Annotated in this window: 37 protein-coding genes; all 37 read left to right on the top strand. The window is 63.6% G+C overall.

Annotation, left to right across the window (positions count from 1 at the left end):
* The coding region (locus ACO41U_RS05445) for an EF-Tu C-terminal domain-related protein (protein ID WP_485942227.1) at positions 1-794 on the top strand (794 nt) is incomplete at its 5' end.
* Between the two features lie 30 nt (positions 795-824).
* Positions 825-1,130, top strand: a complete 306-nt coding sequence (rpsJ, locus tag ACO41U_RS05450) for a 30S ribosomal protein S10 (protein WP_208872833.1) — start codon at positions 825-827, stop codon at positions 1,128-1,130.
* Positions 1,131-1,181: 51 nt separating this feature from the next.
* The gene (rplC, locus tag ACO41U_RS05455) at positions 1,182-1,805 is read left to right on the top strand and encodes a 50S ribosomal protein L3 (RefSeq protein WP_298780107.1); all 624 of its coding nucleotides are present in this window, start codon (positions 1,182-1,184) and stop codon (positions 1,803-1,805) included.
* 28 nt (positions 1,806-1,833) lie between these two features.
* The gene (gene rplD / locus ACO41U_RS05460) at positions 1,834-2,457 is read left to right on the top strand and encodes a 50S ribosomal protein L4 (RefSeq protein ID WP_485942230.1); all 624 of its coding nucleotides are present in this window, start codon (positions 1,834-1,836) and stop codon (positions 2,455-2,457) included.
* Positions 2,454-2,750 carry a 50S ribosomal protein L23 gene (rplW, locus tag ACO41U_RS05465; protein ID WP_298780102.1) on the top strand — a complete coding sequence of 99 codons (297 nt, stop codon included), beginning with the start codon at positions 2,454-2,456 and terminating at the stop codon, positions 2,748-2,750. Before rplD ends, rplW begins: the two co-directional genes overlap by 4 nt.
* A gap of 16 nt (positions 2,751-2,766) precedes the next feature.
* Positions 2,767-3,594 (top strand): 50S ribosomal protein L2, encoded by an 828-nt coding sequence (gene rplB, locus ACO41U_RS05470; protein ID WP_298780100.1) that lies wholly within the window; start codon positions 2,767-2,769, stop codon positions 3,592-3,594.
* A 22-nt stretch (positions 3,595-3,616) separates the two neighbouring features.
* Positions 3,617-3,901 carry a 30S ribosomal protein S19 gene (gene rpsS, locus ACO41U_RS05475; RefSeq protein WP_298780097.1) on the top strand — a complete coding sequence of 95 codons (285 nt, stop codon included), beginning with the start codon at positions 3,617-3,619 and terminating at the stop codon, positions 3,899-3,901.
* A 13-nt stretch (positions 3,902-3,914) separates the two neighbouring features.
* Positions 3,915-4,259, top strand: coding sequence for a 50S ribosomal protein L22 (rplV, locus tag ACO41U_RS05480; RefSeq protein ID WP_298780094.1), 345 nt, complete (start codon positions 3,915-3,917; stop codon positions 4,257-4,259).
* A 12-nt stretch (positions 4,260-4,271) separates the two neighbouring features.
* On the top strand, positions 4,272-4,952 hold the full coding sequence (gene rpsC, locus ACO41U_RS05485) for a 30S ribosomal protein S3 (protein ID WP_208872829.1): 681 nt from the start codon (positions 4,272-4,274) through the stop codon (positions 4,950-4,952).
* 6 nt (positions 4,953-4,958) lie between these two features.
* The gene (rplP, locus tag ACO41U_RS05490) at positions 4,959-5,384 is read left to right on the top strand and encodes a 50S ribosomal protein L16 (protein ID WP_298780090.1); all 426 of its coding nucleotides are present in this window, start codon (positions 4,959-4,961) and stop codon (positions 5,382-5,384) included.
* Complete coding sequence (gene rpmC / locus ACO41U_RS05495; protein WP_015556312.1) at positions 5,384-5,599, top strand: 50S ribosomal protein L29; 216 nt, start codon at positions 5,384-5,386, stop codon at positions 5,597-5,599. Before rplP ends, rpmC begins: the two co-directional genes overlap by 1 nt.
* A gap of 6 nt (positions 5,600-5,605) precedes the next feature.
* The gene (gene rpsQ / locus ACO41U_RS05500; protein ID WP_298780084.1) at positions 5,606-5,908 is read left to right on the top strand and encodes a 30S ribosomal protein S17; all 303 of its coding nucleotides are present in this window, start codon (positions 5,606-5,608) and stop codon (positions 5,906-5,908) included.
* 3 nt (positions 5,909-5,911) lie between these two features.
* Complete coding sequence (gene rplN / locus ACO41U_RS05505) at positions 5,912-6,280, top strand: 50S ribosomal protein L14 (protein WP_015556310.1); 369 nt, start codon at positions 5,912-5,914, stop codon at positions 6,278-6,280.
* A 14-nt stretch (positions 6,281-6,294) separates the two neighbouring features.
* On the top strand, positions 6,295-6,618 hold the full coding sequence (rplX, locus tag ACO41U_RS05510; protein ID WP_298780079.1) for a 50S ribosomal protein L24: 324 nt from the start codon (positions 6,295-6,297) through the stop codon (positions 6,616-6,618).
* Positions 6,619-6,635: 17 nt separating this feature from the next.
* Complete coding sequence (rplE, locus tag ACO41U_RS05515; protein WP_298780077.1) at positions 6,636-7,181, top strand: 50S ribosomal protein L5; 546 nt, start codon at positions 6,636-6,638, stop codon at positions 7,179-7,181.
* Between the two features lie 19 nt (positions 7,182-7,200).
* Positions 7,201-7,386, top strand: coding sequence for a type Z 30S ribosomal protein S14 (locus tag ACO41U_RS05520; protein ID WP_015556307.1), 186 nt, complete (start codon positions 7,201-7,203; stop codon positions 7,384-7,386).
* A gap of 17 nt (positions 7,387-7,403) precedes the next feature.
* Positions 7,404-7,808, top strand: a complete 405-nt coding sequence (rpsH, locus tag ACO41U_RS05525) for a 30S ribosomal protein S8 (RefSeq protein ID WP_298780069.1) — start codon at positions 7,404-7,406, stop codon at positions 7,806-7,808.
* Between the two features lie 12 nt (positions 7,809-7,820).
* On the top strand, positions 7,821-8,360 hold the full coding sequence (gene rplF / locus ACO41U_RS05530; protein ID WP_298780067.1) for a 50S ribosomal protein L6: 540 nt from the start codon (positions 7,821-7,823) through the stop codon (positions 8,358-8,360).
* 16 nt (positions 8,361-8,376) lie between these two features.
* Positions 8,377-8,742 carry a 50S ribosomal protein L18 gene (rplR, locus tag ACO41U_RS05535; RefSeq protein WP_298780064.1) on the top strand — a complete coding sequence of 122 codons (366 nt, stop codon included), beginning with the start codon at positions 8,377-8,379 and terminating at the stop codon, positions 8,740-8,742.
* Positions 8,743-8,763: 21 nt separating this feature from the next.
* Positions 8,764-9,285, top strand: coding sequence for a 30S ribosomal protein S5 (rpsE, locus tag ACO41U_RS05540; protein ID WP_485942237.1), 522 nt, complete (start codon positions 8,764-8,766; stop codon positions 9,283-9,285).
* Between the two features lie 11 nt (positions 9,286-9,296).
* A complete protein-coding gene (gene rpmD, locus ACO41U_RS05545; RefSeq protein WP_015556304.1) occupies positions 9,297-9,479 on the top strand; it encodes a 50S ribosomal protein L30 in 183 nt (60 codons plus the stop codon).
* A 14-nt stretch (positions 9,480-9,493) separates the two neighbouring features.
* Positions 9,494-9,940, top strand: coding sequence for a 50S ribosomal protein L15 (gene rplO, locus ACO41U_RS05550; RefSeq protein WP_298780059.1), 447 nt, complete (start codon positions 9,494-9,496; stop codon positions 9,938-9,940).
* A 1-nt stretch (position 9,941) separates the two neighbouring features.
* Positions 9,942-11,252 (top strand): preprotein translocase subunit SecY, encoded by a 1,311-nt coding sequence (secY, locus tag ACO41U_RS05555; RefSeq protein ID WP_298780057.1) that lies wholly within the window; start codon positions 9,942-9,944, stop codon positions 11,250-11,252.
* A gap of 13 nt (positions 11,253-11,265) precedes the next feature.
* Entirely contained in the window at positions 11,266-11,922 is a 657-nt protein-coding gene (locus ACO41U_RS05560) for an adenylate kinase (protein WP_298780055.1), read from the top strand.
* Complete coding sequence (map, locus tag ACO41U_RS05565; RefSeq protein WP_298780053.1) at positions 11,909-12,694, top strand: type I methionyl aminopeptidase; 786 nt, start codon at positions 11,909-11,911, stop codon at positions 12,692-12,694. Before ACO41U_RS05560 ends, map begins: the two co-directional genes overlap by 14 nt.
* 313 nt (positions 12,695-13,007) lie before the next feature.
* The gene (gene infA / locus ACO41U_RS05570) at positions 13,008-13,238 is read left to right on the top strand and encodes a translation initiation factor IF-1 (RefSeq protein WP_015556299.1); all 231 of its coding nucleotides are present in this window, start codon (positions 13,008-13,010) and stop codon (positions 13,236-13,238) included.
* Positions 13,239-13,282: 44 nt separating this feature from the next.
* A complete protein-coding gene (gene rpmJ / locus ACO41U_RS05575; RefSeq protein WP_298780049.1) occupies positions 13,283-13,408 on the top strand; it encodes a 50S ribosomal protein L36 in 126 nt (41 codons plus the stop codon).
* Positions 13,409-13,412: 4 nt separating this feature from the next.
* Positions 13,413-13,790, top strand: coding sequence for a 30S ribosomal protein S13 (gene rpsM / locus ACO41U_RS05580; RefSeq protein WP_298780047.1), 378 nt, complete (start codon positions 13,413-13,415; stop codon positions 13,788-13,790).
* Positions 13,791-13,832: 42 nt separating this feature from the next.
* Positions 13,833-14,228, top strand: a complete 396-nt coding sequence (gene rpsK, locus ACO41U_RS05585) for a 30S ribosomal protein S11 (protein ID WP_208872817.1) — start codon at positions 13,833-13,835, stop codon at positions 14,226-14,228.
* An 84-nt stretch (positions 14,229-14,312) separates the two neighbouring features.
* On the top strand, positions 14,313-15,314 hold the full coding sequence (locus ACO41U_RS05590; RefSeq protein WP_485942242.1) for a DNA-directed RNA polymerase subunit alpha: 1,002 nt from the start codon (positions 14,313-14,315) through the stop codon (positions 15,312-15,314).
* A 3-nt stretch (positions 15,315-15,317) separates the two neighbouring features.
* Positions 15,318-15,677 carry a 50S ribosomal protein L17 gene (rplQ, locus tag ACO41U_RS05595; RefSeq protein ID WP_208872815.1) on the top strand — a complete coding sequence of 120 codons (360 nt, stop codon included), beginning with the start codon at positions 15,318-15,320 and terminating at the stop codon, positions 15,675-15,677.
* 18 nt (positions 15,678-15,695) lie between these two features.
* Complete coding sequence (locus ACO41U_RS05600; protein WP_485942245.1) at positions 15,696-17,447, top strand: ABC transporter ATP-binding protein; 1,752 nt, start codon at positions 15,696-15,698, stop codon at positions 17,445-17,447.
* A gap of 1 nt (position 17,448) precedes the next feature.
* Entirely contained in the window at positions 17,449-18,234 is a 786-nt protein-coding gene (locus tag ACO41U_RS05605; protein ID WP_485942247.1) for an energy-coupling factor transporter transmembrane component T family protein, read from the top strand.
* A 53-nt stretch (positions 18,235-18,287) separates the two neighbouring features.
* The gene (gene truA / locus ACO41U_RS05610; RefSeq protein ID WP_485942249.1) at positions 18,288-19,115 is read left to right on the top strand and encodes a tRNA pseudouridine(38-40) synthase TruA; all 828 of its coding nucleotides are present in this window, start codon (positions 18,288-18,290) and stop codon (positions 19,113-19,115) included.
* A 147-nt stretch (positions 19,116-19,262) separates the two neighbouring features.
* Entirely contained in the window at positions 19,263-20,309 is a 1,047-nt protein-coding gene (gene mreB, locus ACO41U_RS05615) for a rod shape-determining protein (protein ID WP_298777889.1), read from the top strand.
* 24 nt (positions 20,310-20,333) lie between these two features.
* A complete protein-coding gene (locus ACO41U_RS05620; RefSeq protein WP_485942251.1) occupies positions 20,334-21,140 on the top strand; it encodes a flagellar hook-basal body protein in 807 nt (268 codons plus the stop codon).
* 62 nt (positions 21,141-21,202) lie between these two features.
* A complete protein-coding gene (gene flgG / locus ACO41U_RS05625; RefSeq protein ID WP_485942253.1) occupies positions 21,203-22,009 on the top strand; it encodes a flagellar basal-body rod protein FlgG in 807 nt (268 codons plus the stop codon).
* Positions 22,010-22,014 lie beyond the last annotated feature (5 nt).

The following is a 22,014-nucleotide window of genomic DNA, read 5'->3' on the forward strand; positions in this document are numbered from 1 at the left end:
AGACGGACCAGGTGGACGACCCCGAGCTTCTGGACCTGGTGGAGATGGAGATTCGAGAGCTTCTGAACAAGTACGAGTTTCCTGGCGACGATACGCCGATCATTCGTGGGTCTGCCCTCGAGGTGCTGGAGAAGGGGAACGGGACGCGCGAGGACCCGATCTGCAAGCCGATCTGGGACCTGATGGACGCGTGCGACAGCTACATTCCGGACCCGGTTCGTGACACGGACAAGCCGTTTTTGATGCCGATCGAGGACGTGTTCACGATCACGGGGCGCGGTACGGTGGTGACGGGTCGCGTGGAGCGCGGGAAGGTGAAGGCCGGCGAGGAAGTGGAGATCGTCGGTATGTCGCGTGACACGAAGAAGACGGTGGCGACGTCTCTTGAGATGTTCCGTAAGATCCTGGACGACGCGGAGGCGGGAGACAACGTCGGGATCCTGCTCCGTGGCATTGACAAGGACCAGGTGGAGCGGGGCCAGGTGTTGGCGAAGCCCGGCACGGTGACGCCGCACACGAAGTTCAAGGGCGAGGTGTACGTTCTGAAGAAGGAGGAGGGCGGGCGCCATACGCCGTTCTTTGCGGGTTACAAGCCGCAGTTCTACTTCCGGACGACGGACGTGACGGGGGACATCAAGTTGCCGGATGGTGTGGAGATGGTGATGCCTGGGGACAACGCCACGTTTGAGGTGTCTTTGATCGTGCCCATCGCCATGGAGGAGGGGCTGCGCTTCGCGGTGCGCGAGGGCGGCCACACGGTGGGCGCCGGCGTCGTCACCAAAATCCTGGAATAACGCCGCGATCGCAGGAAGAGGGACGCTCAAGTGGCTAAGAGGATCCGCATTCGTTTGAAGGCGTTTGACCACAGAATTCTCGACACGTCTGCGGCCCAGATCGCGGAAACGGCAGCCGGCACGGGGGCCAGGGTTTCTGGCCCCATCCCGCTGCCCACCGAGATCGGCCGGGTGACGATCCTGAAGTCGCCCCACAAGGACAAGGACGCTCGGGAGCAGTTTGAGATGAGGACGCACAAGCGTCTCATCGATATCATTGAACCGACGCAGAAGACCATGGATGCGTTGATGCAGCTTAATCTTTCCTCTGGAGTGGACATTCAGATAAAGCTCTAGCCCTGGGGCTGGAGCCGACGGAAAGCGCTTAGGCTGAAAGGAGAGAAAACGATGGGTATAGGAATCCTGGGGAAGAAGATGGGCATGACTCAGATTTTCGACGCTGAGGGACAGGCTGTCGCGGTGACGGTCATCGCGGCGGGCCCGTGCCCGGTCGTGGCCGTCCGAACCCCCGAACAGAACGGGTACTCTGCCGTTCTTCTCGGCTTTGGGGCCGTGAAGCCCCACAAGCTGTCCAAACCCGTAAAGGGCCTGTTCGACAAGAACAAGGTCGAGCCCAAAAAGACGCTTCGCGAGTTCCGCCTCGACAAGGCGGAGGGCTACGAGGTGGGGCAGGAAATCAGGGTGGATTTGTTTGAGGCGGGCGAGAAGGTAGACGTCAGCGGAGTCAGCAAGGGCAAGGGGTTTGCCGGAGTTATGAAGCGATACCACTTTGGCGGCCAGCAGTTCAGCCACGGAACCTCGGTGGAGCACCGCCATGGCGGCTCAAGCGGCGCTATCTCCTACCCCGGGCGCGTGTTTCCGGGGAAGAGGATGCCCGGACACATGGGAAGCGACAAGGTCACGGTCAAGAACCTGACGGTGATGGCCGTCGATCTGGAGAACAACCTCCTCCTTGTCAAGGGGGCCGTGCCGGGCGCTAAGGATGGCCTGGTCGCCCTGTACAAAAAGTAAGGGATAAGGGGAAGGAGGTAACCCGATTATGCCAACGATTAAAGTGGTTGATTTCAGCGGCCAGAGCGCCGGTGAGATGGAGCTCTCCGAGGTGGTGTTCGGCGCGCCGATTAACGTTGCCGTTATGCACCAGGTGGTGGTGGCGCACCTCGCGAACTGCCGCCAGGGGACGCACGCGGTGAAGACCCGCGGCGACGTCAGCGGCGGCGGCAAGAAGCCCTGGCGCCAGAAGCACACGGGCCGCGCCCGTCAGGGGAGCACCCGTTCGCCCCTCTGGGTCCACGGCGGCGTCGCTCACGGCCCCAAGATGAGGGACTACAGCCAGAAGGTGAACAAGAAGGTTCGCCGTCTGGCGTTATTGAGCGCCCTCTCCGTGAAGGTCCGTGACGCGCAGATGCTGGTGGTCCGGGGCATGGAGATGGAGGCCCCCTCAACGAAGACGATGAAGGGCTTCATGAGCGCCATCGGCGCCGAGAAGGCCCTCGTGATCTATAGCGGCAACGGCGAGAACGTGGCCCGCTCCGTCCGGAACATCCCCGGAGCCAGGTATCTGAACGTTGCGAGCATCAACGTTTACGATCTTCTGAACTCCAGGACGCTGGTCGTGACTCCGGAGGTCGTCGCCCGCCTTGAGGAGGTTTACGCGAGATGAGTCTTTCAGCTCACGATATCATTATTCGCCCCGTCATCACGGAGAAGAGCAGCGCTTTGATGGAGCTCAACAAGTACACCTTTGAGGTCCGCCGGGACGTGAACAAGATTCAGATCCGTAACGCGGTCGAGGAGGCCTTCAAGGTCAAGGTCTTGAGCGTCAACACCATCAACGTCAAGAGCAAGCCCAAGCGCATGGGCGCTTCCATTGGAAGGACGCGCTCCTGGAAAAAGGCGATCGTATCCCTCCCCCAGGGGCAGCGCATCGAGTTCTTTGAGGGCGCTTCGATCTAGAAAGGGGTAAGTCGATATGTCAATCAAACAGTTCAAACCCTATACCCCTGGCCGCCGTCAGATGACCATTCAGGGGCGTGAGGACATCACGGCGGACAAGCCGGAGCGCTCCCTGACCTGCGAGCTGCGCAAGCACGGCGGACGCAACAACACGGGGCGCATCACGATGCGCCACATCGGCGGCGGTCACAAGCGCACCTACCGCATCATCGACTTTCGCCGCGACAAGATCGGCGTCCCCGGCAAGGTGGCGACGATCGAGTACGATCCCAACCGCAACGCCCGCATCGCCCTGATTCACTACTTGGACGGCGAGAAGCGCTACATCCTTCTCCCCAAGGGGCTGAAGGTGGGGGACACGATCCTGGCCGGTCCGGAGGCGGACATCACGCCGGGTAACGCCCTGAAGCTGAAGGACATTCCGGTGGGCGCCATCGTTCACAACCTTGAGCTTCAGCCGGGCCACGGCGCGAAGCTGGTCCGCTCCGCGGGGACCTCCGCGCAGCTCATGGCCAAGGAGGGGAAGTACGCCTACCTCCGCATGCCGAGCGGCGAGCTCCGCCTCTTCCTCCTGGAGTGCATGGCCACGGTGGGGCAGGTCGGAAACGAGGAGTATGAAAACATCTCCCTGGGCAAGGCGGGGAAGACCCGCTGGAGCGGCCGTCGTTCCTCCGTCCGCGGCATGGTGATGAACCCGGTGGACCACCCGTTGGGCGGCGGCGAGGGAAAGAGCAAGAGCAACAAGCATCCCGTTTCTCCTTGGGGTACGCCGGCTAAGGGATATCGTACGCGCAAACACAAGGCCTCCGACAGGCTGATCGTGCGTCGCCGTTACGATAAGTAACAGACGAGGAGGACGTTAGAGGATGGCTCGTTCTACTAAAAAGGGACCTTTCATTGAACAGAGGCTCCTGGCTAGAATTGAGGATATGAACATATCGGGAAACAAGAAGGTCATCAAGACCTGGTCCCGTCGCTCCACGGTGGTCCCCCAGATGATCGGGCACACCATCGCCGTGCACAACGGCCGGATGCACCTGCCGGTGTACATCAGCGAAAACATGGTGGGGCACAAGCTGGGGGAGTTTGCCCCGACGCGCAAGTCCGCACGCCATGCCGGCCAGGAGCGCGTCGCCAAGGGCGTTAAGTAGGAGGGGGCCGCTGATGGAAGCTAAGACGATAGCAAGGGCCATGGCTCGCCAGGCCCGAATCGCCCCGACGAAGGTGAGGCAGGTTCTCACCTTGATTCGCGGCAAGGGCGCCGAGGAGGCCCTCACGATCCTTCGCTTCAGCCCCCAGAAGGCTGCGCGGATCGTGTACAAGGTCCTGCAGAGCGCGGTGGCGAACGCAGAGCACAACTACGGGATGGATATGGATAAGCTGTACGTCCTCACGGCCTTCGCGGACCAGGGACCCGTGATGAAGCGCTTTCGTCCCGTCTCCATGGGGCGCGCTCATCCTTATGTGCATCGCACATCCCATGTGACCGTTACGGTTGCGGAACGTTAGGAGGGTTTATTCGTGGGACAGAAGGTTCATCCCGTAGGATACAGGCTTGGTGTCGCCTCGGACTGGCAGTCCAAATGGTACGCGGGGCGCAAGGAGTACGCTGCAAAGCTCCATGAGGACCTCAGGCTTCATGACTGGATCATGAAGAAGTGGGAGGGAGCTGCCATCTCCCGCGTCGAGATCGAGCGCGTGGGGCACGTGATTCGTTTCACGATCTGGACGGCACGTCCCGGCGTCGTGATCGGCAAGGGCGGCACGGAGATCCAGACGATCAAGGACGAGCTTCAGGCCATGACCGGCGGCAAGGTGATGGTGAACGTCCATGAGTTGAAGAACCCCGACGTGGAGGCTCAGCTGGTTTCGGAGAGCATCGCCTCCGCCCTGGAGCGCCGCGTTTCCTTCCGCAGGGCCATGAAGCAGGCCATCTTCCGGGCGACGAAGGCGGGCGTCCTTGGGATCAAGGCCCAAGTGGCGGGGCGCCTTGGCGGCGCGGAGATCGCGCGCACGGAGTGGTACAACGAGGGGCGTCTTCCTCTCTCCACGATCAAGGCGGACATCGATTACGGCTTCGCCGAGGCCCGGACGATGTACGGCGTGATCGGCTGCAAGATCTGGATCTACCGCGACCGCGAGCACGAGCGTCCCATGATGATGCGCGGGTCGCGCCGCGATCGCGACAAGGCAAGGGGGTAGTTCTTTATGCTTATGCCCAGCAGAGTCAAATACCGCAAGTCGCACAGGTCTCCGCTGCGCGGCGTTTCCAAGGGAGGCACCACGATCGCCTTTGGCGACTGGGGGATTCAGGCGCTTGAGAACGTGTGGCTTACAGCGCGGCAGATCGAGGCGACGCGCGTCGCCATCTCCCGAAAGATGAAGAAGGGCGGCAAGATATGGATTCGGGTTTTTCCGGATCGCCCCTACACGAAGAAGCCCCTCGAAACCCGTATGGGAAAGGGAAAGGGCGCTCCTGAGTTCTGGGTTGCTGCCGTCAAGCGGGGCCGCGTGCTCTTCGAGTTCTCAGGGATCTCTCCTGAGCTCGCGGCGGAAGCCTTCAGAACGGCCTCGCACAAACTGCCCGTAAAGGTGCGCATTGTATCACGGGAAGGCATGGGTGGTGAAAACTGATGGATGCGACGAAACTTCGCGAACTCACGCTGGATGAGCTTCAGGAGAAGTACAGCCAGTACAAGGAGGAGCTCTTCAACCTTCGTTTTCAGAACGCAGTCGGGCAGCTCAAGAACACGAGCCGCATCCGTGACGTTCGCAAGACTATAGCCAGAGTGCTGACCATCGCGGGGGAAAAACGCCAGGCGATGGCCTCAGATGCCGCCAGGAGGTAGGTTTCCATGGAGCCTTATAAGGAGACAGCTCCCGTGCACCGCAAGGTCCGCGTGGGAATTGTCGTGAGCAACAAGATGGACAAGACGGTTGTGGTTAAGGTTTCCCGCCTCGCGGAGCACCCTCTCTACGGGAAGCGGATCCGCCGCGCGAAGAAGTACGTGGCGCACGACGCGGAGAACACCTGCCGGGTGGGCGACGAGGTTCGCATTCGCGAAACCCGGCCCCTGAGCAAGACGAAGAGATGGGAACTGGTTGAGGTCACGCGGCGTGCTCCCGTCTTCGATTCTGATACGCCCGGAGAGGAGTAACTTATGATTCAGCTGACGACAGTACTGAACGTTGCTGACAATTCGGGCGCGCGGAAGCTGTTCTGCATTCAGGTCATGGGAGGCAGCAAGCGCAAGTGGGGCACGATCGGCGACGTCATCGTCGCCTCGGTGAGGGAGGCCATCCCCAACAGCAACATCGCGAAGGGATCGGTCGTCAAGGCCGTGATCGTTCGGACCCGCAAGGAGGTTCGTCGCCGCGACGGCTCCTACGTCCGTTTCGACGACAACGCGGCAGTGATCATCGACGCCAACGGCGAGCCCAAGGGCACGCGCATCTTCGGGCCCGTCGGCAGAGAGCTGCGCGCCAAGAAGTACATGCGCATCCTCTCGCTTGCGCCTGAAGTGGTTTAGGAGGCTGTGCCATTATGTCTGTAAGGCTTAAGAAAAACGACCGGGTGCGCGTGATATCCGGCAAGGACAAGGGGAAAGAGGGCAAGATCCTGCGCCGCATCCCGGACTGTGATCTGGTGGTGGTGGAGGGCGTGAACCTGGTTTCGCGTCACGTGCGCCCGACCCAGAAGAACCCCCAGTCCGGAATCCACAAGCAGGAGGCGCCCATCTACGCCTCGAAGGTCATGCTGGTCTGTCCCCATTGCGGCGCAGCGGTGCGCGTGGGCTCCTCCTTCCTGGAGAGCGGCAAGAAGGTTCGAGTCTGCAAAAAGTGCAGTGAGATCATCGACAAGGCCTGAGTGGGGAGGAGTTAGAAATGGTTCCGCGCATGTTGGAAAAATACAAGAAGGAGATCTCTCCCGCCCTGCTTAAGGAGTTTGGATACAAGAACGTCATGCAGCTCCCCAGGGTCGAGAAGGTCGTCGTGAACATCGGGGTGGGCGACGCGAAACTGGACATCAAGTTCATGGATGCCGCCATTGCGGAGCTCCGCGCCATCACGGGCCAGCAGCCCCTCCTGAAGCGCGCCAAGAAGTCCGTTGCGGGCTTCAAGGTCCGCGAGGGGATGCCCGTGGCCTGCTCGGTGACGCTCAGGGGAAATCGCATGTGGGAGTTCCTGGACCGCCTCATCTCCCTCGCGCTGCCCAGCATCAAGGACTTCCAGGGGGTTTCCCGCAGGGGCTTTGACGGGCGCGGCAATTACAACCTCGGCCTTCGGGAGCAGCTGATCTTTCCGGAGATCAGCTACGACAAGGTGATCCGCTCAAGGGGCATGAACGTTTCCATCGTAACGAGCGCGTCCACGGACGAGGAGGCCCATGCGCTCCTCAAGGGCATGGGAATGCCCTTCAACAACCGCTAAAGAGGGGGCACGATCTGAAATGGCAAGGAAAGCGTTGAAGTACAAGGCAAAGCTGCCCCCCAAGTTTGAGGTTCGGCAGCACAACCGCTGCCCGCTCTGCGGCAGAATCCACGGATATATGCGCATGTTTGATATGTGCCGCTGCTGCTTCCGCAAGCTTGCCCGCGAGGGCAGAATACCCGGCGTTGTCAAGTCGAGCTGGTAGCCTAAGGGGGCAACGGAATGTACGTTAACGATCCTATCGCGGATATGCTCACGAGAGTGCGCAACGCGAACATGATTTACAGCGAAAGCGTGGATGTTCCCGCAAGCAAGATGAAACTGGCCATCGCCAGGATCCTGAAGGACGAGGGGTACATCAAGAACGTCAAGACGATCACCGATCCGAAGAAGCCCTACGCCTCCATCCGCATCTTCCTCTCCTACGGGCCGGAGCGTGAGCGGGTGATCCAGGGGCTGCGCCGCATCAGCAAGCCCGGCCGACGCCTCTACGTGGGGAAGGACAAGCTTCCGGTCGTCATGGGCGGCCTGGGGCTCGCGATCCTCTCCACCTCTCAGGGGCTCAAGACCGGCACCGAGGCCATGAAGCTGGGCCTCGGCGGCGAAGTCCTGTGCTACGTGTGGTAAGGGGGCTTCTCTATGTCTCGTATTGGACGAAAAGCGGTGGTCCTGCCCAAGGGAGCCGCGGTCTCCGTCAAGGGAGATAAGATCGCAGTCAAGGGCCCAAAAGGCGAGCTCTTCGCGCCCCTGATGCCGGGCATCGCCGTGGACGTTGAGGGCGAGAAGGTGCACGTCACCCGATCGGGCGACGACAAGCAGACCTGTGCGTGGCACGGCATGACCCGTGCCCTGATCGCGAACATGGTCACCGGGGTGACCGAGGGCTTTCAGAGGACGATGGAGATCGTGGGCGTCGGCTGGAGGGCTCAGCTGCAGGGCAAGAAGCTGGTCATGAACCTGGGCTTTTCGCATAACGTCGAGTTCACCCCTCCGAGTGGCGTCGAGATTGTGGTGGAGAACCCGATCAAGATCGTCGTCAAGGGGATCGATAAGGAGCTGGTGGGGCAGACCTGTGCGCTCCTGCGTCAGTATCGCCCGCCGGAGCCCTATCACGGCAAGGGCATCCGCTTTGAGAACGAGCACATCATCCGCAAGGCCGGAAAAACGGGTGCGAAGTAGCTAGGGAGCGCAGAAGATGAGAAAACGAAGCAGAAACGATATGCGCATTGTGCGGCATGAGAGGCTGCGCCGCACGTTGGCCGGCACGGCAGAGAAGCCGCGGATGGCCGTTTTCCACAGCCTGAACCACCTTTATGTTCAGATCATCGACGACGACCTGGGACGTACTCTGGCCTCCGTTTCCACCCTTGAGAAGTCCCTGAGGGGTGAGCTCAAGGGGACCTGCAACGTGGAGGCTGCCAAGGTCGTCGGCAGGCTGGCCGCGGAGCGCGCGAAGGCGAAGGGGATCGAAACGGTGGTCTTTGATCGCGGCGGGCATCAGTATCATGGCAAGGTCAAAGCCCTGGCTGACGCGGCGCGCGAGGCCGGCCTTAAGTTTTAGGATCAGGAGAGCAGGCTGAACATGATCAAAAAGCGAATCGATGCTAAATCACTGGACCTCAAGGAGCGCGTTGTCGCCATAAATCGCGTCAGCAAGGTCGTCAAGGGCGGAAAGCGCTTTAAGTTCGCGGTCCTCGTGGTGGTGGGCGACGGCGACCGCTACGTCGGGGCTGGAATTGGCAAGGCCAAGGAGATCGCCGAGGCCGTGCGCAAGGGGATCGAGAAGGCCAGCAAGGAGCTCGTCGCCATCCGCAGGAACGGCGACACGATGCCGCACCCCGTCACCGGGTGCTTCGGCGCGGCGAAGGTCCTCCTCAAGCCCGCACCCGCCGGAACGGGAGTCATCGCGGGCGGAGTGGTGCGCGCCATCATGGAGCTCGGAGGGGTGAAGGACGTCGTCACCAAGGTGGTGGGGCGGACCTCCAACTCCATCAACGTGGCCTGGGCCACCCTTGAGGCGATCAAGGAGACCCGGACGGTGGACGAGATCTATAAGCTTCGCGGCAAGAAGGTGGCGGAGCCGGCGTCCGTCTCCGCGGATTAGGAGGGTTGACCATGGCTAAGATTAAGGTCAAATGGGTCAAGAGCGCCATCGGTTTCGCGGAGCGTCAGAAGCGGACGATCAAGGCCCTTGGCTTCAAGAAGTTGCAGTCCACGGTGGAGCACGAGGACACCCCGCAGATCCGCGGCATGATTGAGCACGTCCGGCACCTTGTGGTCTGGACTGTGGAAGACTGAGGAGGAGGACGGGTATGAACCTTCATGATCTCAGGCCCGCACCGAACTCCCGCACCAAGGCGAAGCGCCTGGGGCAGGGCATCGGCAGCGGGACGGGCAAGACCTCCGGCAAGGGCAACAAGGGACACAAGGCGCGCACGGGCGGCGGCGTTCGTCCGGGGTTTGAGGGCGGCCAGATGCCCCTCGTGAGGCGGACGCCCAAGCGCGGCTTCAACAACGCCCGCTTTGCACGGACCTATCACATCGTCAACATCGGGTCCATCGAGGACAAGTTCGAGGCCGGCCAGGAGGTCACTCCCGATACCCTCCTGAGGGCGGGCCTGATCTCGGACGCCTCCCTTCCCGTCAAGGTTCTGGCGAAGGGGGACTTGCACAAGGCCCTCACCGTGAGGGCGAACGCCTTCAGCAAGGGTGCGGAGGAAAAGATCAAGGCGGCTGGCGGGAAGGCTGAGGTGATCTGACGTGTTCGGGTCTCTCGGCGACGCCTTCAAACTGCCTGACCTGAAAAGACGCCTCCTCTTCACCCTCGGCATCCTCTTCATCTTCCGGCTTGGGGCTCACATCCCAACGCCGGGAGTTGACACCGCCGCCATGGCGAACCTCTTCAACAGCGTCGGGGGCGGTGTGATGGACTTCCTGAACCTCTTCTCCGGCGGCGCGCTGAGCCAGTTCAGCATCTTCTCCCTTGGCGTGGCACCCTACATCAACTCGAGCATCGTGATGCAGCTCCTCGTGGTGATCTTCCCCGCCCTGGAAAAGATGCAGAAGGACAGCGCGGACGGCCGCAAGAAGCTCATCCAGTGGACGCGGTACGGCTCGATCGTCTTTGCGGTCGTGCAGGCCGTGGGCATGACGGCGTGGATCGGCAACCAGGGGATATTCTCAGGCACACTGGGGGACGCCTTCATGATCGTCACCACCCTCACGGCCGGGTCCCTGGCGGTGATGTGGCTGGGCGAGGAGCTCTCGGACCACGGGATCGGCAACGGCATCTCCCTCCTGATCTTCGCCGGCATCGTCGCTCGTATTCCGGAGGCCTTCATCCGCGTGGGGACGATGCTGCGCCTCGGCGAGATGAACTTCCTGGCGCTCCTTGCGGGGCTCGCGCTGATGATCGTCGTGGTGGCGGGATGCATCCTGCTGCAGGAGGGGCAGCGCCGCCTTCCGGTGCAGTACGCCAAGCGCGTCGTGGGAAACAAGGTCTACGGCGGACAGAGCACCTTCATCCCCTTGAAGATCAACCAGGCGGGGGTCATCCCGATCATCTTCGCCTCCTCCATCCTGATCTTCCCCTACACCATCGCCAACTTCTTCAGCGACAGTTCCGTTGGGGCCTTTATCCGTGACCTCTTTGCGGCGGGCAGGATATTCTCCTTCTACACGCTCTGCTACGTCGTGCTGGTCGTCTTCTTCTCCTACTTCTACACGGCGGTGGTCTTCAACCCGACGGACATCGCCTCGAACATGAAGAAGTACGGCGGCTTCATTCTGGGCATCCGTCCGGGGCAGCCGACGTCGGACTACATCAGCCGCGTGATGGAGCGCATCACCATGGCGGGGGGCATCTTCCTGGCGATCGTCGCCATCATCCCCAACGTGATGACCTCCATCGTGGGGACCCGGAGCTTCTACTTCGGCGGGACGGCGGTCCTGATCGTGGTGGGCGTCGCCCTGGACACGATCAACCAGATCGAGGCCCAGCTCCTGATGCGCCACTACGACGGAATCCTGAAGAAGTCCGGCGGAAAGGCCGGAAGCCTGCTTCGCATGTAGGGGGCGGGACGAGATGCGACTAGTCCTTTTAGGCGCTCCCGGCGCCGGCAAGGGGACGCAGGCCGCCCTGCTGAAGGAGCGGGAGGCGTGCGTCCACGTTTCGACGGGGGACATCTTCAGGAAGAACCTGGGGGATAGGACGCCCCTTGGGCTGGAGGCGAAGAAGTTCATGGACCAGGGTGCCCTGGTGCCGGACGACCTCGTCCTGAAGATGGTGTCCTCCCGGCTCCTGGAGCCCGACGCGACGGAGGGCTTCCTCTTGGACGGCTTCCCCAGGACGGTGCCCCAGGCGGAGTTCCTGGAGTCCTTCCTGACGGAGCACCACGCGAAGCTAGACGCAGTGCTCCTGTTCTCCATCGACGACGAAGCCCTCGTCCGCCGCCTCTCCAACCGGAGGACCTGCCGCTCCTGCGGGGGGATCTTCAACCTCCTCACGATGGGCGGGGCCGTCAGCGCGAAGTGCCCCTCCTGCGGCGGCGAGCTCCATCAGAGGGACGACGACCAGGAGGCGGTGATCCGCAACAGGCTCAAGGTCTTTCACGAGCAGACGGAACCCCTGATCGCCTGGTATCGGGACCGGGGGCTCCTCTCCGAGATCGACGCATCGAGCGACCCGGAAACCATCTACGCAGGGGTAAAGGCTGCGTTGAACCGGCATGCTGCACCTTAAGACCCCCGACGAGATCGACCTGCTGCGCAAGGCGGGCAGGGTTGTGGCGGATATCCTGGACCACATCGGCACGGTGGTCCGTCCCGGCATCTCCACGGGAGAGCTGGACCGCATCGCGGGCGAGCACATCAGCGCCTGCGGCGGAACGGCCGCCTTCAAGGGGTATCGGATGACGAGCAGTACGCCTCCCTTTCCGGGGATCGTCTGCGCCTCCATCAACGACGAGATCGTACACGGCATCCCCTCGGATGAGCGGAAGCTCGAGGAGGGGGACATCCTCAGCATCGACGTGGGGGTCTGCCTGAACGGCTACTTCGGGGACGCGGCCTGCACCTACCCGGTGGGAGCCATCAGCCCGGAGCGTCAAAAGCTCCTGGAGGTGACGGAAACCTCCCTGAACAGGGCCATCGAGGCGGCCAGGGTGGGAAAGACAGTGGGCGATATCGGCTATGCGGTGGAGTCCTACGCCGTGCCCCTGAAGTACGGCATCGTCCGGGACTACACGGGACACGGGGTGGGGCAAAAGCTGCACGAGGCCCCGCAGGTCCCCAATTTCGGGCGTCCGGGACGCGGCGTCATGCTGCAGAAGGGGATGACCCTGGCCATCGAGCCCATGATCATGTCGGGGCGCGAGGCGGTCCGGGTGGGCGAAAACGGCTGGACGGTCCTCACTGCCGACGGTTCTGACGCGGCGCATTTTGAGCGGTCCATCGTCATCCTGGACGACGGACCAGAGATATTGACCCCATGGACAAGCCGGATGGGCCGTTAGGCCCGGACCCCGTTCCCTGCCGTCTTGGGCAGGTGGTCCGATCCACAAAGGGAAAGGACCGGGGCAGGCTTTATGTGGTCGTGGGTTTCTTAGACGGAAATCGACTGGCTTTGGCGGATGCGGAGCGGTTCAATGTTCTGCAGCCCAAGAAGAAGAATCCAAGGCATGTTCAGGTGACGCCGCAGTGTGCGGCGGAGTTGGTCGCTTTGATAGAGGCGGGTAAGAACATCGACCGAGGCCGCTTCTGCCAGATTCTCGCAGGGCTCGGGATGCGCTTAGATTGAGATTTCAGAACGGAGAGGCAGGGCAGCATATGGCAAACGCAGGCGGCAAAGAGGAAGTCATCGAGGCTAAGGGAGTGATCTCGGAACCTCTCCCCAACGCCATGTTTCGCGTGGAGCTGGAGAACGGGCACAAGCTTCTGGCGCACGTTTCGGGGAAGATGAGGATGCACTTCATCCGCATCCTCCCTGGGGACAGGGTGCTGGTCGAGGTATCTCCCTACGATTTGAGCCGGGGAAGGATCATATATCGCTATAAATAAGGGCTGACCTTATTTTAAGTTTGTTTTTTCAAGGAGTGGGAGCAATGAAGGTTAAACCGTCGGTCAAGCCGATCTGTGAGTTCTGCAGGGTGATCCGCCGCCATGGCGTCGTTCACGTCATCTGCAGCCGTAACCCGCGTCATAAGCAGCGCCAGGGTGTGAGGAGGTAATCGAATGGCTCGTATTTCAGGTGTGGACCTTCCGCGCGAGAAGCGCATCGAGATTGCCTTGACGTATATCTTCGGCATCGGAGTGCCCTCCGCCAGGAAGATACTGGCGGCGACGGGCGTGAACCCTGACGTCCGCGTGAAGGACCTCAGCGAGGACGACGCTCAGAAGCTGCGCCGCGAGATTGAGGAGCACTACGTCGTGGAGGGCGACCTGCGCCGCGAGGTCAGCATGAACATCAAGCGCCTGATGGACATCGGGTGCTACAGGGGGCTCCGGCATCGCCTGGGACTTCCCGTCCGCGGGCAGAAGACGAAGACGAACGCAAGGACGCGCAAGGGCAAGCGCCGCACGGTGGCCAACAAGAAGGTCGCCACGAAGTAGCGGCCGGGCCTGAACGGAATTTTTAGAGGAGGCGAAACTCGCGTGGCGAAGAGAACGGCAGTCCGCAAGGGCAAGAAACGTGAGAAGAAGAACATAAACTATGGAGTGGCTCACATCTACTCCACCTTTAACAACACGATCCTCTGCATCAGCGACAAGGAGGGGAACGTCATCTCCTGGTCCAGCGGCGGCAACGTGGGCTACAAGGGGACCCGCAAGTCCACCCCCTACGCGGCGCAGATCGTGGCCCAGCAGGTGGCCAAGGGCGCTCAGGATCACGGCGTGCAGGAGATCGACGTCATCGTCAAGGGCCCCGGCCCCGGCCGTGAGTCCGCGATTCGTTCCCTGCAGGCGGCGGGACTTCAGGTCAACCTCATCAAGGATACGACTCCCATTCCTCACAACGGCTGCCGGCCGCCGAAAAGACGCCGCGTCTAACAGCGCCCCTTGATCAGCGGCTGGAAGTTGATGGGCGCGATGGAATGCGGCCCTTGGCGTCTGCGAAGAATAGGAGCGTAAACTATGTTGGAAACCTTGGAGATCTTGCGCCCGGTGCTTAAGCTGGAGGAGAACACTCCGACTTACGGGCGCCTGTACCTGGAGCCCCTGGAACGCGGGTATGGAATGACGTTGGGAAATGCGCTTCGAAGGGTGCTCCTCTCTTCGATCCGGGGCGCTGCGATCACGTCGGTGCGCATCGACGGGGTGCTGCACGAGTTCAGCACGGTCCCTGGCGTGCGGGAGGACGTGATGGAGATCCTGATGAACCTGAAGCACATCCCCGTCCGCTCCAAGAGCAAGGAGGTTCGCGTGGTCTCCCTGGACGTTGAGAGGGCGGGGCTCGTGACGGCCGGAGATATCCCGGAGAACGGCGAGATCGAGTTTATCGACCCGGACGCGAAGATCTGCACCATGGAGGAGGGCGCCCACCTCAGCATGGAGCTCTACATCGAGCAGGGGACGGGTTACCTCTCCGCCGAGCGCCCCAGGCCGGCCTATCTTCCCCTGGACGCGCTGCTCACGGACGCGATCTTCTCCCCCGTGCTCCGGGTGAACTACCGGGTGGAGGCGGCGCGGGTCGGACAGAGGACCGACTTTGAACGGCTGGCGATGGACGTCTGGACCAATGGGATCATCGCCCCGGACGCGGCGGTGGGCGAGGCGGCCCAGATCGTTCAGACGTACTTCGGCTACATCGTGGCCAACGTCGGCCAGGCCGGCTCGGACGGTTCCGGAAGCGGCGTCTACGACCTGGACCTGGGCGCGGACAGGAGGAGTGGGCCGGCGGGGAACGAGGAGCTCCTTGCCAGGCCGGTCCGCGAGCTGGAGCTCTCCATACGCAGCGAGAACTGCCTGCTGCGCGGAGGGGTCCAGACGATCGGGGATCTTCTTCAGAAATCCCGCGAGGACCTCTTGAAGATCCGCAACCTCGGCAAGATATCTCTGACCGAGATTGAGGAAAAACTGGAAAGCGCGGGGTTAAAGCTGCGCGAGAAAAAGGAAAAAGCAGGTAAGGAGGATTAACCTATGAGACACCGTGTGGATCATAGAACGCTCGGCCGATACGGCAGCCACAGGATGGCGATGCTGGGCAACATGGCGGCCAGCCTGTTCCTGAGCGGACAGGTCAGGACCACCGTCACCCGTGCCAAGGAGCTTCGCCGCGTTGCCGAGAAGCTCATCACCCGCGCTCGTGGCGGCTCGGTGCACGACATTCGCGTCGTGTTCTCCCGAATGCCCCACAAGGAGGCAGCGACGAAGCTCTTCAAAGAAGTGGCTCCCCGCTACATGTCCTTCGACAAGGGCGGCTACACCCGCATCGTCAAGCTGGGCGTCCGCGCGGGCGACGGTTCCGAGATGGCCGTCGTCCAGCTGATCGAGAAGTAAGCGCGCCGTCCGAGAGCCTTGAACGGATCGAAGGCCTCCCGTCCCCCCATGCTTGAGCTGCGCTCCGTTTCCTTTTCCTACGACGGAGCGCGCCAGGCGCTTAAGGACGTTTCACTCAGGGTCGGCTGCGGCGAGCGGGTCGCCGTCCTGGGCCACAACGGGTCCGGAAAATCGACGCTCGTCAAGATCATGGGCGCCCTGCAGGTTCCATCGCGGGGCGCCTGTTTTATATCCGGACGCGACGCGCAGGACCTCCCCTTCCAGGAGCTGCGGGGGCTGGTGGGGGTCGTCTTTCAGGACCCGGAGAACCAGATCGTCGGGGCGGTGGTGGAGGACGACGCGGCCTTTGCGCCGGAGAATCAGGGCCTGCCCCCACAGGAGATTCAGGCCCGCGTGGACTGGGCCCTCGAAAGGGTCGGGATGCAGCACAAGCGCAGGGCGATGGTCTCCGCCCTGTCGGGTGGGGAGAAGCAGCGCGTCGCGCTGGCCGGCGCGCTGGCCGCCCGCGTGCGCTGCCTGATCCTGGATGAGCCGACCTCGATGCTGGACCCAGAGGGGCGCCTGGAGGTGGAGGAGGTCCTGCGGAGGGTCCACGCTTCGGGCGTCACCCTGATTCAGGTGACGCACCAGTTGGAGAACTTCGACGACGTGGACCGGGTCCTGCTGCTGTCCGAGGGCCGCCTTGCCTGGCAGGGGGCTCCCGATGCGTTCTGGTCCATGGCGGAGTCGCTGGGGTTCGAGCTCCCGCCCCTTCGTCGGCTGACGGAGAGGCTTCAGGGGCTTGGCCTCGACGTTCCAACGGCCGACGCCGAGGGCATCTGCCGCGCGCTGGAGGGGCGGGGGTGGAACCTGCCTCAGCGGCGCGACGGGGTCCCCCCGGCCGGCCGGACGCCCCTCATCGAGGTGCGACACCTCGCCTTTCGCTTCGACGACGGTTCGGATGGCGTGGCGGCGCTCTCGGACGTTTCCGCCGACGTGCCGCGGGGCGGGTGGCTCTCCATCGTCGGGCGGACGGGGAGCGGGAAGTCCACCCTCGCACAGCACATGAACGGCCTCTACAGGCTCCAGGCCGGCAGCATCCTCCTGGAGGGAGAGCCCCTGCCCCAGAGCGGGGAGGCTCTTTACCGCTTGAGACAGCGCGTGGGGCTCGTCTTCCAGATGCCAGAGAGGCAATTGTTCTCGCCCACCGTCCGTGAGGAGCTGGCCTTTGCGCCGGCGAACGCGGGGCTCGAGGGGGAGGAGCTCGACGAGGCGGTCCTTGGGGCACTCAGGGCTGTGGGGCTGGAGGAGGACTTCCTGTCCCGAAGCCCGTTCCAGCTTTCGGGAGGAGAGCAGCGGCTGACGGCCATCGCCTCGACGCTGGCTGCCGGCCCCGACTGCGTCGTCCTGGACGAGCCCCTGGCGGGGCTGGATGCCGCCTACCGCCGCGGCATCCTGGCCCTCCTGACGCGGCTGCGGGACGAGGGCAGGAGCGTCGTCACCATCACCCATGACCTGGACATGGCGCTCGGCTTCAGCGACCGGGTGCTGGTCATGGACGGGGGCCGGAGCCTGGCGGAGGGCACGCCGCAGGAGGTGCTGCCGTCCCTGATGGAGGCGCTCCGGCCCGACGTGTGGCCGGGGGCCCTTCAGGTGTCCGCCCGCCTTCGGGCGCGGCATCCCTCCTTCCCCCTGGTCTGGCGGGTTGAGGCACTGTGGGACCTCTTGAGGCAGGGGCTTGCCCCAGGCCCTGAGCGCTTGTCCTTATCGTCGGCGGGAGGGGGAGCTTAAGGTGCGCTTTTCCTCCATGGTCATGGGGCAGTACGTCCCCGCCGACTCCGTCGTCCACAGGCTGGACCCCAGGGCGAAGCTCCTGGGGCTCCTGTGCCTCGTGTCCGGGGTCTTCGCCGCGGGGGACGTCCCCGCCGTGGCCCTCTGCACTTTGACGTTCGCGGCTCTCCTTCGCCTCTCGCACCTGTCGCTCTCGGCCGTGCTGCGCTCCGCCCGTCCCGTCTTCTTCCTCGTCGCCTTCACCTTCGCCTTCAGCGCGGCCTCGATCTGGTGGGGGGAGGGCGACCTCCTCCTGGGCCTGCGGACGGGGGGATTCAGCGCGTTCCGCCTCCTGATCCTCATGCTCTTTGCCGTGCTCCTCCCTCTGACGACGGCGCCCCTGGAGATGGCGGACGGGCTTGAAGAACTCTTGAGCCCCCTCGCCCGACTGGGGTTTCCCGCCGGCGAGTGCGCGATGATGGTGGGCATGGCCCTCCGCTTTATCCCCCTTTTGATGGAGGAAACGGACCGCATCGTGCGCGCGCAGATCTCCCGCGGGGCCCGGCTGGATCAGGGCGGGGTCCTTCGCCGCATCGTGGCCTTCTTCCCCGTGCTCATCCCGCTCTTCATCATCGTCTTCCGCAGGGCGGACGACATCGCGCTGGCCATGGAGGCCAGGGGCTACGGGGGCGGGGCGGGAAGGACGAGACGGCGCCCTTTGCACTGGAAAAAAAGCGACACAGGCGCTACAATCTTATGTGCGTGTTTTGCCGCCTCGCTCCTCTTGTGGAGGACGTTTGGCGGCTGAGGTATGGGTGCGGACCGCGGGCCGCGGGCGCCCCTGAGAGGGGAGGGCTCTCGGTGACGGAGTGGCGGTACGCCGTTCAATTGGCCTACGTGGGGAGCCGCTACTGCGGCTGGCAGCGTCAGGCGGACGCGATGGGCGTTCAGGAAGCCCTGGAGACCGCCCTGTCGCGCCTCTCGCCCACGCCCGTCAAGGTCACGGGAGCGGGGCGCACGGACCGGGGCGTCCACGCCCTGGGACAGGTGGCGTCCTTCGCCCTCGTCCGGAGGTGGCGGGAGGAGAGGCTGCGCCTCGCGGTGAACTTTCACCTGCCGGAGGACGTCCGCGTGATGAGGCTCTTCTCCGTGCCCCCGTCCTTCAGCGCCCGATACAGCGCGCTTTGGCGCGAGTACCGCTACTTCGTCTGGCACGGCTGGGTCTGCCCTCCGCACATGAACGGCCTCGTCTGGTGGAGGACGGCCCCCTGGGACACGGGCCTCGCACGGGACGCCTGCCGCGTGCTGGAGGGGGAACACGATTTCCGCGCCTTCTGTCAGACGGGGGAGTGCCCGGATCGGAGCGTGCGGAGGCTGGACCGCGTCCGCCTCCAGCGGTGGGGGTCGATGACGGTGCTGACGGTGCGGGCGCCGTCGTTCTTGATGAACATGGTGCGCATCATCGTGGGCAGCGTCGATGCCGTGGCGCGGGGGGAGCGCCCCCTGGCCTGGCTGGAGGGCCTGTTGCAGGGAGCGCCACGAAAGGACGCGGCCATGACCGCCCCGGCCTGCGGGCTGTGGTTCTGGCGCGCGGCCTATCGGGAAATCCCGCTCCTGCCGCCCATGGGCGGAGAGGGCGCGTTCTTCGGCCCCTGGCCGTCCGACCTGGAGGCTGACGAGGACGGGTAGGGCCTGAAGGACGGGGAACGTTTCGTGTCCGTTGAGCCTCCCTGGGAGCGGCAGGACACGACCCATATGAAAGCTATGAGAATTTTGAAGGATCGCGTTCCAACGAGGGAGCGCTTGTGAGGAGAGGACTCCCGAGGGGGTTAGGCGATGTTTGGAACGGATATCGGTATCGATCTGGGGACCGCGACGGTCCTGATCTACGAGAGAAAACACGGCGTCGTGCTGCGGGAGCCGTCGGTGGTGGCGGTGGATCAGGACACGGGCAACATCTTGGCCGTGGGCTACGAAGCGAAGAACATGGTGGGCCGCACGCCGGGGAGCATCGTCTCCGTGCGCCCGCTCCGCGACGGGGTGATCGCGAACTACTCCATGACCGAGGCGATGTTGCAGCACTTCATGCGCCGCGTGACGAAGGGGTGGCAGCGCTTCTTCCGCAACCGCGTCATGATCTGCGTGCCGTCCGGTGCGACGGACGTGGAGCGGCGCGCCGTGCTGGAGGCGGCCCTTGAGGTGGGGGCCAGCGAGGCCTACCTCATCGAGGAGCCCATGGCCGCGGCCATCGGGGCGAGCCTCAACGTGGAGGAGGCCCGCGGCAAGATGCTGGTGGACATCGGCGGGGGGACGACGGACATCGCCGTGATCTCCCTGGGGGGCGTGGTCGTCTCGAAGTCCCTGCGCCTCGGCGGGGACAAGTTCGACGAGGGGATCATGCGCTACCTGCGCCGGCAGTACAACCTGGCCATCGGCGAGCAGACGGCGGAGAACCTCAAGATCATGATCGGCACCTGCGTCCCGCTGGAGGAGGACCAGCGCATGGTGATCAAGGGACGGGACCTGGTGCAGGGCCTGCCCCGCCAGGTCGAGGTGACCAGCTCCGCCGTCAACATGGCGATCGGCGAGATGGTCCAGACCCTTGTGGATGGCGTGAGGAACGTTTTGGAGCTAACGCCCCCGGAGCTTTCGGCCGACATCATAGACAGGGGCATCGTGCTGACCGGCGGCGGCTCCCTTCTGCGGGGCCTGCCGGAGCTGGTGGCCCAGCAGACGGGCATCAACTGCTTCACGGCGGAGAACCCGATGGAGTCGGTGGCCCTGGGGACGGGGCGGGCGCTGGCGGAGATTGACAGCCTGCGGAGCTCCAGCAGGAGCGGGATCCTGGTGAACCTCAAGAAGGGGCGCCGGCGTCGTTATTGACTTAGGGTTAGGGGGCGTGATCTTTTGAACCGAGGGCTCTACGCGGCTTGTTCGGCCATGTTGGTGCAGGAAACGAACCTGGACGTGACCACGAACAACCTGGCCAACGCGGACACGAGCGGCTACAGAAAGCGGGTTTCGACGAACGCGGAGTTCAGCGCCTACATGGACCGCCACGAGAAGGTTTCGGAGGACGCCGAGACGAAGATCATGACGGTGCCGCCCTTCACCATGAACTGGAAGGGCAGGCAGACGATCGGCACCCTGGCCCTGGCGACCGTCTACTCTGAGGACGTGACGGACGTCCGGCCCGGCGTGGTGAAGACGACGGACGACCCCCTGGAGCTCGCCATCGACGGCGACGGCTTTTTTGCCGTACAGGACAGCAGGGGCAACATCTTCTACACCCGCGCCGGCAACTTCACGCTGGACAGCGAGGGCGTCATCATCACGCACAACGGCATGACGCTCCAGGGCGAGGGCGGCGGCATCGAGGTGGGGCAGGCGACGAGCGTGTCCGTCACCCGGACGGGACAGGTCGTCGCGGACGGCGAGGCCGTGGGGGCCATTCCCCTCTACACCTTCCAGAACCCGACGTACCTGCGACAGGTGGGACAGAACCTCCTTCAGCCCACGCGGCAGTCCGGGGACCCTGAGGCCGTGGAGAACGCCCGTCTCATCTCGGCCGCACTGGAGCAGTCGAACGTCAGCGTCGTCGAGGAGATGGTGCGGATGACCGAGGCTCAGCGGGCCTACGAGGCGGCCTCCAAGGCCTTGATGACCCACGACGAGCAGACGGGAAAGCTGATCACGTCCTACAGCAGAGGATAGCGGAGGACGATTCGGGAAGCGCCGCGGGGCGTTTCCGCGACCCGAAAAAGGGGGAAGCAACGATGTTACGAGCGCTCTGGACCAGCGCGTCCGGCATGATCGCCCAACAGACGAATCTGGACGTCGTCTCGCACAACCTCGCGAACGTCAACACGCAGGGATACAAGAAGCGCAGGGCGGACTTCGAGGACCTGCTCTATCAGGTGTGGCGCGAGCCGGGAACGCCCGTGGAGCCGAACTCCACTGTGCCGACGGGCGTGCAGGTGGGGCTTGGAACGCGCGTCACCGCCACGCCGAGCTTCATGACGCAGGGGCACTTTCAGATCACGGACAACAAGATGGACTGGGCCATCGCGGGACAGACCATGGCCGGGGAAAACGCCTTCTTTCAGGTGACCCAGCAGGATGGCACGATCGCCTACACCCGCGCCGGCGCGTGGGAGATCGACGGCGACGGCCAGATCGTCAGCGAGGACGGGCTTTTGCTGGAGCCGGCCATGGTGGTCCCGGAGAACGCCACCTCCGTGCAACTGACCCGGACGGGCCGCGTGATGGTCACGATCCCCGGCCAGACGGAGCCGCAGGAGATCGGCCAGGTGGAGCTGGCGCGCTTCATCAACCCCGCGGGGCTTCGTGCCCTGGGCGACCGCCTCTTCCTGGAGACGAGCGCGAGCGGCGCGCCCATCGTGGGGCAGCCGGGGCAGAACGGGATGCCCACGGTGCGCCAGGGCGTGCTGGAGATGTCCAACGTGCAGGTGGTGGAGGAGATGGTGGGCATGATCATCGCCCAGAGGGCTTATGAGGCGAACTCCAAGGGGATTCAGACGGCAGACGAACTCCTGCGGATCGCCAACGGCTTGAAGCGCTAGCGCGG

It is taken from the genome of Fretibacterium sp., assembly GCF_057312375.1.